The sequence below is a fragment of the Bradyrhizobium sp. CCBAU 25338 genome (assembly GCF_028128965.1).
Taxonomy (GTDB): Bacteria; Pseudomonadota; Alphaproteobacteria; order Rhizobiales; family Xanthobacteraceae; genus Bradyrhizobium; species Bradyrhizobium liaoningense.
Genome location: NZ_LFKY01000002.1, coordinates 26,356 through 40,098 on the forward strand (window position 1 = coordinate 26,356; position 13,743 = coordinate 40,098).

Consider the following 13,743-nt stretch of genomic DNA (forward strand, 5'->3'; position numbering starts at 1 on the left):
GTCGGCCTAAGTGCCGAAACCATGCTCAGCGAGCGCTGGCGTCTGAGCACGGACATCGCCTACCTGCCCTGGACCGATTTCAAGGGGCGTGACAACCATCTCTTGCGCGACGTGACCACCTTCGCTGAACAGCGCGGCAATGGTGGCGGCGGCGTCCAGGTGGAAGGCGTATTGTCATACTTCATCACCAAGAACTTCAGCGTCGGCGTCGGCGGGCGCTATTGGGCAATGTGGACTAGAAAGGACAGCGAAGTGAGATGCACAGGCTGTGGTGGCCCCGGAAAGATCAGCGATACTCAGTTTTCGAAGTTCAGCATGGAGCGCTGGGGTACGTTCTTTCAGGCGTCCTATAAGTTTGATTGAAAAGATCACACCTCAAGCCAAGCGCCGGGCGTCTTCGACACTAAGAAATGGCGCGCATCGAGCAAGGATCATTAGCCATGTCCTTACCGGTCGCGGGCCTTATGCAGTCCGAGCATTTCGATCTTGAGCGCATGGTTTCTGTAAAACGAGACCATGCGCATTGTGCGCTTCGGTCCATGACATCGCGCCCGTAACGTAGCGCGCTGTGACATGGCGTAGTACGCGCGCCACTGTGTCAGGTAGACGTTTCGACGGCGCCCGGCTGCATACAGAGCCGACTTCGGATTTGGACAGGGCGACAAGTGGAGTTTCTGCCTGACGGCGAGCAAGATTGTCCTAGCATCGCAAGGAGCAATCGCGGTTGTCATAGAGCAGATAACAGCAGACCTCATCAGCGTTCCCAAGGTCCTCACTTAACGAGTAACGCACATCTGCTCTGTATGAAGTCCAACATCAGCGGCACAGACCGCCACAGTAGCCCCGCCGGCACCGGCCAGAAGAATGATCTTCAGAACTGAAGAGCTCAAGCTAAATGATCTCGAAGTATCTCCGACGTTCAAAGTCGGTGACCCGATGTTGAACGGCTTCCCACTCCCAACGGCGCGAGCAAGAAAATGCTTCAACAAACCTTTCTCCGAAGACATCACTGGCCGCTGCAGACCGTGCAAAACGAGATGTTGCCTCTGATAGGCTTTGAGGCAGTCTCGCCGACGGACGACACATTTCCGCGCTTGCATCACCAATGATCGAAGCCGGTAGTGGCGGACCTGTCTCGACGCCCAATATTCCCGAACCGATCGCACATGCGAGCGCGAGATATGGGTTCACGTCTGCGCCAGGCAGCCTATACTCCAGGCGATGGGCAGATGGCTCTCCCGGAATGGCGCGAACCGCGCAGGAGCGGTTGTCAACTCCCCAGCTTGGGCAGATTGGTGCCCAGGAGCCAGGTACCAATCTCTTGTAGCTGTTGAAGTTCGGCGCAGCGAGCACACAGAACTCATTCATGTATTCTAGTTGTCCGGCGATGAATTGCCTCATAAGATCGGAGAGGTTGCCGAACGCATCACCGTCGTAAAACGCATTTTGACCATCCGAGGACATCGAGATGTGAATATGGCCGGACTGGCCGGGCCATTTCTCGGAAACCTTGGCCATGAATGTAGCCATCATGCCTCGCGTTTGCGCCCAGCCTTTTATCATCGACTTGAATATGGTTGCTCGATCGGCAGCTTCCAACGCATCACAATGACGAAGTGACGCTTCGACCACGCCTGGTCCCGTTTCAAAATGTAGTCCGCTGAGAGGTATTCTAGCCTTCTCACAAAGCGCCAAGATCTCATCGAACAGCTCATGTTGCGCGACAGATCGCGCAATCGAGTAGCCGAACGGGCCGCGCGTAAAAGGAGCCCATTCGCCGAACGGCTTTTCTTCGATCGTGTCTGCGTTCTCCTTAAACAGCATAAATTCAAACTCGAACCCGGCAGTGCAGTCGTATCCGTGGTCAGCAGCCCTTCTTAGGACCTTGCGCAGAACGCCGCGGGGGCAGATGTTCTCATGTACGCCCGTGAACTCCGCGAGGTAGAGATATTGATCGCCAAGATGAGACACCGAACGGCCGGTGCCTGACAGCATACGCAGGTTAGCATCACCGAACGCTGATAGCGGCTTTTGCGTGAAACTGGCCGGAATGACCCGGTCCGTACAATCCCACGCCAGCACCGCTTCAGAGAACTTGATAACTTTATCTCCATCCGAGAGATCTTCCCCTAAGACGTGTTTGCCTCGCAGAACGCCATCGAAGTCGCTTACGCCGACCATCGCGGCGCGGGCTGGATTCGCTCCGGTCAACCTGGGATCAGTTGGCATTAGTCCCGATCCTGCATCACTAAATCGAACACCTGGTCCATCCGCATTGCTCGCAACTTGCGATAGTCATTCTCAAGCTGAGTCAAGTCGCTATTCACGAGATAAACGATGCCCGGTGTCGACGCCAAGTCGATCGTGGGAACTAGCTCTTGGCCAATCGGAACGAATGCAATGGCATCCGCGAAGCTCGGGAGCTTGCGGATTGCTTCGAGTCCCGGGTAACCGGCAACGACACCGCCCATATCCGAGATCAGCGAGACGCAAAGTGCGTGAGCCTGTCGCTTGTAAGGCCCGCGCGACCTCATATATTCACCAAAGCCCTTGGGATCTGCGTAGCGCCAGGCCGTCAGGCTCATATGGTTGTGCCCCAACGCCATCGTTCGTGCTTTTGCCGACATGGTCCCTTGAAGCCTCGCTCCGAAGTCCACCAGAACCGGTCCCCGATGATCGACGATGATCTCAGCATGAGCCGGTCCGTCGACGATCTGTAGTGCCTGCAGCGCACGCACCAAGTAGTCGGACAGTTCCTGAACGATTGGTTCGCTGCCTCCCAACAATCTCTCAAGTGAGCAGACCGAAGATGCCCTCTCAACAGGAACCGTGTCATAGGTCCAGGCCTCCGTAACGAAGGCTTCCCCGTCGATCGAGACGGCGTTTACGGTATATTGCTGGCCGTTTATTTTCTCTTGCCCAAGGGCAAAACGATTCAACGCTCCGACGCGGTTCGTCTTCCCGACAATTGCGCTCATGGCCCGCTGAATATCAGCATCTGTCGAGCAAAAGAATACATCCTCGGTACCCGTACTGTTCAGAGGCTTGATCACGATCTGATCGAACTTCGCTTCACGCTTCCAGCTCGCGATCTCTACAGGACTGTCGGACACGACTTGTCTGATCGATCGCACGCCTGCAGAGGTCAGCGCGCAAGACAATCGCGCTTTGTCACGCCGAGCAGCGGATAGCGCGGTCCCATTTGATGGTAAACCAAGCCGCTCCGACAAAGAATCGGCGAGTTCAACTCCGGTCTCGCAGCCCGCGATAACGAACTCCAATTCCCGGCCATAGAGAGCCTGAAGATGATAATCAACGATGTCGTCATATCCCATGCGCTCGCTGGGGCGAATGAGTTCATCATACAGATCCGCATTGAAATGCGATTGGAATATGGGCGGTATCTGTGCAGCCGACATCACATGCACTGTTCCAATTCCATAGCGCTTGAATTCTTCCGGTAGGTATCGGCCGGTAGAGTATGCGTCTACGATTACACAATTCCGTTCTTTCATGCGGATCTCCGATACTGCAAGTAGATGTTGCCGACAGCGACAGCCGTAATGAGAGCATTTCCAATGAACGTGTGTAGTGAAGGCACGATACGAGAATCGAAGTACTGGAACAGAAAGGTGATGATAGGGGCGGTGGACAGGACCATGTTGACTGTGAAGGGCTCTACGCGACGAATGCCCTGCTGGATCAAGAGCAAAGGAACAATGATCGTCGACAGCCCAATTGCTGCGATCGCAAACCAATGCTGCGAGATCTCAGGCGCGATAGATGAATGATCGACCAGTCCCAGCAGCAAGAGAATCGTTCCATAAAAGCGATGCGCCAGGACTTGTCGGCCAGAAAACCCATGGTCGAACAGAAGTTTGACAAGTATATTTGTAAGGGCCAGCGATAGGCCGGCCACGATTGCCAAGACGATGCCAAAGGACGATCGAGTTCCCCACTCCACGCCTGCGTTGCCGCTGGCCGAGATCCAAATCATGTAGCTCCCGATCGTTGCGATCGTAACGCTCACGACAATATCAGATGCTGGAGGGGCACCCTGGCGCCTGATCAGTGCGTTTAACCACACTGTTGCGGTGGGCCCCAGCGCCACCATGAAGGCGACGACGATCGCAGGTTCAGCGTATTTCAGTCCGATAAATAGGCCGATCCAGCTGATTGCTGTCACGATATTGAGCGCGACGAAGACCAGGAGCGACCATTTCGCCACCGTTGCCTCGCCTCCCTGGTGGCAAGCCAGGAGATTGAACATCAGACAAACCACAGCGAAGGACAGCGGGAGCGCGACGAACACATCCGCTTGCTGAAAATACGACGCCGCATAAACCTCGCCTGCCGCGCTCACGACGACATAGAGCGCTACAAATAGAACTCCCAGAGCGAAGCGATTCGTCAATCGCCCAGTATTCCTGTGCCCGCGAGGCGGCGCACGGCCCTCGCAGGACTGGAGGCGTGCATCGGCTCCGAGGGAGTGTCCCTTCGACGTGCACGGACCACGTTTGGTTTGAAATGTCACAACCCGCCTCTAGTTCTTCTTAGTTCGGTAGTATCGAACACACGCCTCTCCAAATGCCTTGAATAGTTGCTTGCTGAGGAGATCGGTTGAGGCGTGCCATTCGGGGTGCCATTGCACACCGATTTGGAGGGTCGGGGCGCCAATGACTGAAGCCGCCTCGACCAAACCGTCAGGCGCCCACGCCTCCCGCCTCAGCGCCGGGGCAAGCGCCTCGATGCCTTGATTGTGCAGCGAGTTGACTTGCGCTTCGATCGTCCGCGCGATTGGAAAGAGCGCGCCATCGGAACATATCGTGACGCCGTGCGCGGCGTCGTACTGACGGTCTCTTGGACGATCTGGCTTCTCGGCATGCATCGCGCCACTTTCCGGCCTCCACTCCGCAAGCGATGAGCGGAGCGTGCCGCCGAAATAGACGTTGAGTTCCTGAAGCCCACGGCAGATGCCCAGAATAGGCATTCCGAGTGCGATGGCGCTCGCTATAGTTACGGCAGAGAGCCTGTCCCGCGGACGGTCAAGGATCCCAATCTCAACGTCCTGCCGATCAGCCTGCGTCAGGGACGCAGGCGCTCTCAGGACGGCGGGGTCGACGTTGGATTCATCACCTGTCAACACCAAGCCATCGAGCCGGCGCATGATCGCCGGGGCGACCTCCTCCCCCGCATCCTCGGCGTCGACCGTCGGCAATATGACGCAAGCCACTCCCGCATGACGATTGAGTGCCTGCAAGTACTTGCGCCGCAACCAGTCGCGATGCACACCATCGACCAGAAGACGGTTCGAAGTGACGCCGACCACGGCTCGGGTGCTCTCTGGCCGTAGCAACGTCACGCGACCTGCCCTCGCGCGCGAACCTCGGCAACGGACTGCTCATACAAGCGTCGATTTCGCTCTTTTAACTGAGCTATGACGCTAGGTTGACCTTGAGGTCCCTTGACAAAGAGCCCACCCCAGGTCGCGGCAACCTTCGCATAGTTCGGATCCTGCATTCGGATTTTCTGAGCTTTACGCAACAGCCAAAACGGGATCCCCGGCGAAAGGTGATGCTCAAGGTGGTACTCATCCAGATTCTGTCCGAGGATAGCCCGCTCGAGAAAATTTCCTTTCCGATTCCTGGTGAGATAGACGTTCTGCGTCTCGGTTTCGCACATAGGTGAGTGCTCGGCTAGCTCGATAAACCATCCGAGGACCTGAAACGTGGTGAGATAGGGCACGATCCAAAACAGGACGACGATATGGAGCAGCCCAACAGCATATGACCCGGCCAGGATGCTGATCCAGAAGAGATAGAAGCCATACTTGTCGATAAGTATGCCTGAGCGGCTCTGATCCTCGACTTCTGTGATCGAAAATCGATTGACCCAAAGATACTTCAGATACGCCACTGTCGCGCCGCCAAAGATCGGCTTCCAGATCATGTTGAAAGCGTACCGCTCCGGAGGCTGCACGTTGTAAACCCCGCTGGCCAGGAAGAACTTCAGGTCGGGATCCTTGTCCGGATCTCCGAGATACGGATGATGCAAATAGACGTGCGAGATCCGGTAGGCCCAGTGGCGCTGGAACAAGGGATAGGAAGCGAACAGAATGCCCAGGACGTAGTTCCAGGTCGTGTTCTTCGCGAGCGTGCGGTGAGCCGCATCATGAGCGATGGTTGTCAATCCGCGCTGATAGGCGCCAATCAGAAGGACGGCGAGCGGGTAGAACCACCATGAGACCGACACAGTCGCGAGCGTACACGCTGTGATGACAGCGTAATCTTTGGCAATATAAGCCGCTCCCGTTATGTTGTCGGGCCTCAGCTCGGATAGCTGCCTATTGATTTCTCGGCTGAATTGAACGGCCTCATAGCGTGATGACCTCAATTTCCAAGCGTCTGCCTGATTCATGAGAACCTCCTCCTGATCGCCTTGCAGGTTGTCAGATTGCGGAAAGCGCCTTGTCCAGATCGCGCAGGATGTCGTTGACATCTTCGATGCCGACGCAAAGCCGGATCGAGCCGCCAAATATGCCGGCGGCTTCGCGCTTTTCCCGCGGGACGGTGGTGTGGGTCGTCGAGACAGGATGGGTCACGAGCGTGCGGGCGTCGCCTACATTCGAAACGTGATACATCAAGTCAACGTTCTGGATGAACTTGCGCCCGGCCAGTTCATCTTCCACTTCGAACATGACCATCGCCCCGTGTCCGTATGCGGTGTCGAGTGTCTGCTCGACGATTTCCCGATCGGCGCCTTCGAAGAGCCCCGGGTAAAAGACGCGACGCACTTTAGGATGCTCCTTGAGAGCGCCGGCGACGATCCTGGCATTTGCGCAGTGCTGCTTCATGCGGAGCGGCAGCGTTTCAAGCCCTTGGATCAGTTGAAAGCTCGCAAACGGGGCGATGGCTGCGCCGGTATCGCGCAACCAGGTCATGCGAGCCTTGAGAAGAAACTCGCTCTTTCCAAGATCGTCGACATCGCACACCGCATTATGCCAAACAATTCCGCCATGCGCATCGTCGGGACGGTTGAACAAGGGAAAGCGAGAGGCTCCCCGATAGCTAAACTCGCCGTTGTCAACGATCAGTCCACCAAGCGTCGTGCCGTGGCCGCATATATATTTCGTTGCGGAGTACGTCGTAATGGCAGCGCCAAGATCTGACGGCCGGCATACCAGTGGCGTGGTCGTATTGTCCACGACCAGAGGCACGCCGTACTTTCGGCCGATCTCGGCCAGCTGTTTGACGGGGAGCGGAATCAGACAAGGATTCGAGATCACCTCTCCGAACAGGCATATCGTGCGATCATCAATGGCACGTTCAAACGTCTCGGGCCTTCGAGGATCAGCCGTCCTCACGCTGATCCCAAGACGCTTTAATGTGTTGTGGAGCAGGTTCCAGGTATTGCCATATAGATACGGAGAGGCGACGACATTGTCCCCCACTTCGCCACTTGACAGGTTGACGATAGCAAGGAACGTCGCTGCTTGACCTGACGCAACGGCGAGCGAATCGCTTCCCATATCGACGGCGGCGTAGCGCCTTTCCAGCGCGCGGGTCGTTGGATTGATGATCCTTGTGTAGGTGAACCCATCGGCCTTGACGTTGTAGACGTCAGCGATGTGGTTTAGATCGCCATCGAGTTCATAAGCTGTATTCTGGTAAATCGGCACTGCGACGGCTTTCGTCACCGGGTCTCGCCGATAGCCCGCATGCAGAGCAGCAGTCTCGGCCGAAAACGGCAGCCGCGGGTCCGCAGCCGCTCGAGCCGGCATCTTTAAGCCAGCCCCGCACGCCTCTTGGCCCGACATGGGCCTTGCTAACCGAGCCTGACCGGATCGGAAATATGTACGAAAAGCGCATCCCAACTGCTCAATCCAGCTGGATTGGATTTCCCCAATGCAACCGACCCGAAAGCTACGCGTCGCAAGATGCAGCTTTGAGTAGATGTATAGGTTGTGGGCCGCCAAATGGCGATAAAGCCCATCGAAACCTGCCTGGTCCACAATTCCCGACGGCGCACTGAACGCGACGCAAACCGGCGACTGCAAGTCCGCGGAAAGGAGCGGAGACACCAGTCCTTCGAGTTCTTTTACGAGATCGCCCCTGACCTTCTCGTACCTGCAGCGCCTGGCATCGATACCCTCCTCGTGCAGAATCTTCAGGGCCTTTGTCGTTGCCTGAACGATGTGGGTGGGAGGGGTCGAGCGCCACTCACCGGTGCGCTCGAGCGAGAGCCACTGATCTCTCACGTCGAGCACAAACGACCTCGGTTCTTGAACGGCATTCTCCAGCAGCTCGCGGGCCGCGATGACAAACGCCACTCCCGGCGGCCCTTCTATGCACTTGTTGCTCGACGTGACCAGGACGTCAGCTCCACGCTGGCTCAGGTCGATATTAAGGGCGCCGAAGGAACTCATCCCATCGACGATGGTCTTTACGCCACGTCGCCTCGCCTCCTCCACGATCTCGTGCAGCGGATTGACGATCCCGGTTGTCGTCTCACAATGCACGAAGCATAGGTGCGTAACGCCAGGATTTCGGTTCAAATACTCGCCGATTTCTTGCGGATCCAAAGGATCGGTCGCGCGCTTGACAAACTTCAGTGCTTCGATACCCCACAGTCGCAAAATTTGTAGAATGCGCTCGCCATAGATGCCGTTTACGCAGACGAGCGGCCTGTGGGCCCGGGACACGAACGAAGAGAGGGCAGCCTCCATTGCAAAGGAGCCCCCCCCTTGAATAGGCACCACCGAATAGTCCTCAGCATTTCCCAGCAAGTTGAGCATCAGGCGCCTCATGCAGGCGGTCACCTCCTTGAACTCGTCATCGCGAGATGCGAGATCAAGCTGCATCTGGCTCCTCACCGCCAGCGATAACGACAATGGACCAGGCGTCAGCAGAGAGCGCTGTCTTGTCAAACCATTCCTCCTACATTGTATTCGTTGATGACCTGGAACACGCCCACCGGGCAGCCCCCGTGGCGCACGCGTCCCCTTCCTCGTCAACAGCTTCGAATGAAGCGCCATTGAGCGCGCTTGGCATCGGCCGCTCGAAAAGGCTGCCGGATGACAAACCTCCAATATTCCATCGCGGATGGAGAGCGATTCCTCACAAAGCTCCCCGTCGATGCCCTTCAGATCTTCCAAATAGCCTTTGGCACCGAGCGCTCGGACGCAAACTGGCGCCGAACACGCTATCATCCAACTGCCACGCCATGTGCAGGCTTGGGCGCGGTCGCCTTCTTGCGCTACGCAGCGCCAGTTGGCCGACGATTTACGTGTGAGCCTGCCCAGCCAGGCGCTTTACGCCAGAAAGGCGATGCAGCCGGGATCGTCGCGCGCGGATGATTAAGCATCACACACTCGATGATCGTCGTTCGCGGCGGAAGTCCAATGCGTTTGCTTGGGACTTGATACATTTGCACTCCGTCGCTCGTTGGAGGATTTGTGACGCTAATGACCGTGTTGGCGATTTCTGAGATCGTACAACTTGACGTTACGGGCGTTTCAACCCTCTCCGGCGTTTTTCTCGCGCGAATTTTTCGTCACGTGCTCCCATTTGGCAGCGACAAGCCGACGCAGGCAGCGGAGTACGGAGGATCCACAGCGAGGGTTCGCTACTTTGAGAGTTCAATTTGGATCTATCGTAAGCATTCCGCCTGCGAGCGAGATTCCTGCAGCGAAGTGAGGGCTGATCGTTTCGTTTACGGACGATCCTGGCGAAAGCGCCATATGGAAGTACGGAGTTTCTCCTCGGTTCCGGCGAGATCCTCCTGGATGCGGCGCCCGAAAGCTTGCACCTTCTGGCTTAGCTGTTGTGTTACGTCATTGCGCTCGAATGGAGCAGCCTTCGCAGCCTGCGGCCGAGTCCGACCAGAAGCGGTTGAGCGATCTTGGATCGCTGCCCGGTCAGCAAGGATCAGTCGAGACCTTTCGGCGAGCGGCGTGACACAGAACATCTCGTCCTGAATTGCTAGGAGTACGTCAAGCCGAGTCCGGCGCATCTTGAAAGCGATCACTAGGTTGGCAGCATCTCTCGGTACTACACGCAGCTTCGCCGCGAGACGTCTCATCAAGAGATCATGGCGGCAGCCAGCATGCCGTAGTTTACTGCGGCTCCAAACCGTGAGCCGGCGGGCAGGAGTTCCGCGCATCGCCAGCACCCGGTCCGCGCCAGTACCTCGCGGATGAGACACTCTGGTTTGACGCAAGCCGCACTTCCGAGTCGTTCTGCTCTCTTCTCGTCTCCAGGGGCCGCTCGTTGATGCGAGCTCGCGTCCGACGCCGTCTACAGCGCGGTCGAGCACGTTGACGGTTGACCAGAGCGGATTATCAAGAGATCAGTCTTAGTCGCTTGCCAAGGGTTCGGCCGTGCCATGGCCGCCTTCATGGCGACACGATGGAAGGCGGAATGAAGCATGCCCCAAACACGCGGCAGGAGCTCCGTAGCTCAGGATGGCTGATGTTCGCGGCAGCGTTGCCTCGCGACACGAAGGTGCGGAGCGTACGCCGATGGTGTTCGCCCACGAGCGGCGGCCAATAGGAAGTAAGCTTCTCGGACGTTACCATCACCGCGACAGGATGGATCGTGACCGATTGCTCGGTTTAGATTGATCAATATGCCGGGAGTAAGCGCAGGCTCGCCGAATAGCCAGCCCCCCGGAACTCGCGGTACGAGCTTCGTACTGCGCGGAGGTTAAAGCTGGCCGAGTCGCGGCCCCCGGCTCGGCTTTGAACGGAGCTCTGCGTGGCCGCACGCGCAGCAAAAAGTGTCAAGCGAAAATTCAACCTGGCGGAAGACGGACTTCCTCTCTGGCCTTTCTCACCGCGTCGTAAATTTCGACCTGCAGCATGGGACGGCGTCTCTTGAGCTCCTCGGCTTTTGACCATGCTCCATCTTTGCTCGCGTACTCGGTTTTGAATTGACCATCCACCTCGAGCACAAAACCGGAAGCTGGCAGCACACGAGTTGGTGCGACCATTTTGTTCCTTTAGAGCGAAAAGTTCGGTCGCAGGCCCCGCCTCAGAGCCGTATACGCGGTGCGAGGAACATCTAACCATCAAGAATTGAGCGCGCCATCAAGAAATCCACCACCGCCTTCGCTGAATGCTCTAGGGTCTGCTCCATGGTCCTGAGATGAATGTCCGGTGTTGCTGGTGCTTCGTAGCACGCGTCGATTCCCGTGAAGTTCTTGATCTTGCCTGATTTCACCTTTGAGTACAGCCCTTTCGGGTCTCGCCGCGCGCATTCCTCGATCGGCGTATCGACAAAGACTTCTATGAACTCTTCCTTGCCAACCAGGGTGCGTACCCTGTCCCGTTCGGCTCTGGTGGGCGAGATAAGCGAACAGATCACGATCAAGCCGCTGTCTGCCATCAATTTGGCAACTTCACCGACACGACGAATGTTCTCCACGCGATCCGCCTCCGAGAAGCCCAGATCCACACTCAATCCGTGCCGGAGGTTGTCGCCATCCAGCAGCATTGTATGCCGCGACATCGCAAACAGCTTTTGATCAACGAGATTGGCAATCGCCGACTTTCCCGCACCAGACAGGCCGGTAAACCAGATGACGCAGGGCTTCTGATTCTTGAGCGCGGCGCGCTCCCTCCGATCCACAGATAGGCCTTGCCTAGCAATATTGGCAGCCCGCCGTAGCGGAAAGGCAATCATGCCGGCCCCGGCCGTACGATTGGTATAACGATCGATGAAGATAAATGATCCGGTCTTCCGATTGACATCGTAAGGATCGAATACTGCGGGCATTGTGGTCGCAACATTACAGAAAGCGATCTCGTTCAGGGAAACCATCCCGGCGGCCAGATGCTCACAAGTGTTGACGTCGATCCGATGCCTAATTTCGGTAATGCTGCCGGCAATCGTCTGCGATCCAATCCGCAGGACGTAATTGCGTCCCGGAGCGAGCGGCTCCTCGTCCATCCAGATGACATAAGCAGCGAACTGGTCGGCGACCTCCGGTTGATTGTCCGGCCGCGACAGAACGTCGCCGGCATAGCCCCGAAACTCCGGGTTCGGCCGGTTCACCCATTGTACCGGAAAGCGGAAAGCCTGGCTTGCGGTCCCGGACTGGATGTCAATGCTCTCCAGATATTCAAGCAGGCAGGGGCCATGATACCAGTTGGCGCGCGCAGAGCGGTCTACGACGTTGTCGCCGTCGCGGGCCGAGATCGGGATTGGAACGATCGAGGTGAAGCCGAGACCGGCAGCAAAGGCCAGATAGTCACGGGCGATCCGGTCGAAGCACTCCTTGTCGTAGGCGACAAGATCGATCTTGTTAACTGCCAGCACGATATGACGAATACCGAGCAGCGCACAGATAAAAGAGTGGCGGCGCGTCTGAACCATCACGCCTTTGCGTGCATCGATTAGGATAATGGCGAGCTGGGCTTGCGAGGCACCGGTAGCCATATTGCGGGTATACTGCTCGTGGCCAGGAGTGTCGGCCACCATGAAGGAGCGCCGCGGCGTAGAGAAGAAGCGGTAGGCAACATCGATCGTGATGCCCTGCTCCCGTTCGGCCTCGAGCCCGTCCACAAGCAGAGCGAAGTCGATGTTATTCCCGGTGCTACCGTATTTGATGCTGTCGCGTTCCAACGCCGTGATCTGATCGTGGTAGATCATCTTGCTGTCGTGCAGCAATCGGCCGATCAGCGTCGATTTGCCGTCGTCCACCGAGCCACATGTGATGAATCGCAACTGATCCTTCGTCCGGGCCGGGACCGGCTCCATTGTCGGATTTGTTAACATCAAAAGTAGCCTTCCCGCTTCTTCTTCTCCATTGAAGCGGCTTCATCTGTATCAATGAGGCGCCCCTGGCGCTCCGACACAGTCGCAGTTTGCATTTCTGCGACGATACCTTCGATCGTCGTCGCATCGGATTCAATTGCCCCGCTCAAGGGATAACATCCAAGGGTGCGAAAGCGGATCATCCGCATTTCCGGCGTCTCGTCGCAGTTAAGCGGCAATCGCTCGTCGTCAACCATGATCATCGCACCATTTCGATGCACTATCGGTCTCTGTTTTGCGAAGTAGAGCGGAACGACCGGAATTTTCTCGATCATGATGTATTCCCACACCTCAAGCTCGGTCCAGTTTGACATCGCAAACACGCGCATGGTTTCGCCCTGGCGAATCCGTGTGTTGAACAGGCTCCAGAGCTCCGGCCGTTGGTTACGGGGGTCCCATACGTGTCCGGCCGAACGGAAGGAGAGTATCCGTTCTTTTGCGCGACTCCTTTCCTCATCGCGCCGGGCTCCGCCAAAGGCGGCATCAAATCCGTGGAAGTCGAGCGCCTGCTTCAGGGCGTCGGTCTTCATCACCTGGGTATGGAGGGCGGAGCCGGAATCGATCGGATTGATCCCGCGGGCGATGCCGTCCTTGTTGACATGGACGATCAAGTCGAGGCCGAGTCGCCTGGCTGTTGTGTCTCGGAAGCTGATCATCTCGCGGAACTTCCATGTCGTATCGACGTGAAGCAGGGGGAAAGGTATTTTTGCCGGATAGAACGCCTTGATCGCGATGTGCAGCATCACGCTTGAATCTTTTCCGATGGAGTAAAGCATGACGGGCCTTTCGAACTCGGCGACCACATCACGCATGATTTCAATCGATTCCGCCTCGAGACGGCGCAGATGCTTCGGCAGCATATATCTTGTTTTCCGTGAGGATCTCTGTTCTTCGCCGCTCTATGGCTCCCTAGAGTGGCAATATCCGC

General features: G+C 57.0%; 9 protein-coding genes and 1 pseudogene. 1 reads left to right on the forward strand and 9 read right to left on the reverse strand.

Features of this window, described 5'->3' with window-relative positions; genetic code table 11:
- Positions 1–21: 21 nt before the first annotated feature.
- Positions 22–363: a hypothetical protein gene (locus tag ACM42_RS01775; protein ID WP_271526413.1), complete on the forward strand. Its 342-nt coding sequence runs from the start codon at positions 22–24 to the stop codon at positions 361–363.
- 528 nt (positions 364–891) lie between these two features.
- On the opposite strand, the gene ACM42_RS01780 is transcribed toward ACM42_RS01775, so the two are convergent.
- From ACM42_RS01780 to cysD, 9 genes and pseudogenes are all read right to left on the reverse strand, one after another.
- Complete coding sequence (locus tag ACM42_RS01780) at positions 892–2,229, reverse strand: glutamine synthetase (protein ID WP_271526414.1); 1,338 nt, start codon at positions 2,227–2,229, stop codon at positions 892–894.
- Positions 2,229–3,515: an ATP-grasp domain-containing protein gene (locus tag ACM42_RS01785; protein WP_271526415.1), complete on the reverse strand. Its 1,287-nt coding sequence runs from the start codon at positions 3,513–3,515 to the stop codon at positions 2,229–2,231. The genes ACM42_RS01780 and ACM42_RS01785 overlap by 1 nt, the downstream gene beginning before the upstream one ends.
- Positions 3,512–4,414 carry a DMT family transporter gene (locus ACM42_RS01790; RefSeq protein WP_271526416.1) on the reverse strand — a complete coding sequence of 301 codons (903 nt, stop codon included), beginning with the start codon at positions 4,412–4,414 and terminating at the stop codon, positions 3,512–3,514. Before ACM42_RS01790 ends, ACM42_RS01785 begins: the two co-directional genes overlap by 4 nt.
- Positions 4,415–4,543: 129 nt before the next feature.
- Positions 4,544–5,329, reverse strand: a complete 786-nt coding sequence (locus tag ACM42_RS01795; protein WP_271526417.1) for a gamma-glutamyl-gamma-aminobutyrate hydrolase family protein — start codon at positions 5,327–5,329, stop codon at positions 4,544–4,546.
- 29 nt (positions 5,330–5,358) lie between these two features.
- Positions 5,359–6,417 (reverse strand): dhydrorhizobitoxine desaturase, encoded by a 1,059-nt coding sequence (gene rtxC, locus ACM42_RS01800; protein WP_271526419.1) that lies wholly within the window; start codon positions 6,415–6,417, stop codon positions 5,359–5,361.
- A gap of 31 nt (positions 6,418–6,448) precedes the next feature.
- Entirely contained in the window at positions 6,449–8,860 is a 2,412-nt protein-coding gene (locus tag ACM42_RS38440) for a 2-aminoethylphosphonate--pyruvate transaminase (protein ID WP_442868884.1), read from the reverse strand.
- A 1,931-nt stretch (positions 8,861–10,791) separates the two neighbouring features.
- On the reverse strand, positions 10,792–10,989 hold the full coding sequence (locus tag ACM42_RS01815; protein WP_128948121.1) for a hypothetical protein: 198 nt from the start codon (positions 10,987–10,989) through the stop codon (positions 10,792–10,794).
- Positions 10,990–11,060: 71 nt separating this feature from the next.
- Positions 11,061–12,776: an adenylyl-sulfate kinase gene (gene cysC / locus ACM42_RS01820; protein WP_271526420.1), complete on the reverse strand. Its 1,716-nt coding sequence runs from the start codon at positions 12,774–12,776 to the stop codon at positions 11,061–11,063.
- Positions 12,776–13,684 (reverse strand): annotated as a pseudogene (gene cysD / locus ACM42_RS01825) (sulfate adenylyltransferase subunit CysD); the annotation flags it as partial. The gene cysC and the pseudogene cysD, both read right to left, overlap by 1 nt.
- Positions 13,685–13,743 lie beyond the last annotated feature (59 nt).

Coding starts and splice junctions, on each gene's coding strand:
- ACM42_RS01780 (WP_271526414.1), bottom strand. CDS start 2,229: ATGCCAACTGATCCCAGGTTGACCGGAGCGAATCCAGCCCGCGCCGCG.
- rtxC (WP_271526419.1), bottom strand. CDS start 6,417: ATGAATCAGGCAGACGCTTGGAAATTGAGGTCATCACGCTATGAGGCC.
- ACM42_RS01815 (WP_128948121.1), bottom strand. CDS start 10,989: ATGGTCGCACCAACTCGTGTGCTGCCAGCTTCCGGTTTTGTGCTCGAG.
- cysC (WP_271526420.1), bottom strand. CDS start 12,776: ATGTTAACAAATCCGACAATGGAGCCGGTCCCGGCCCGGACGAAGGAT.
- ACM42_RS38440 (WP_442868884.1), bottom strand. CDS start 8,860: ATGCAGCTTGATCTCGCATCTCGCGATGACGAGTTCAAGGAGGTGACC.
- ACM42_RS01785 (WP_271526415.1), bottom strand. CDS start 3,515: ATGAAAGAACGGAATTGTGTAATCGTAGACGCATACTCTACCGGCCGA.
- ACM42_RS01775 (WP_271526413.1), top strand. CDS start 22: ATGCTCAGCGAGCGCTGGCGTCTGAGCACGGACATCGCCTACCTGCCC.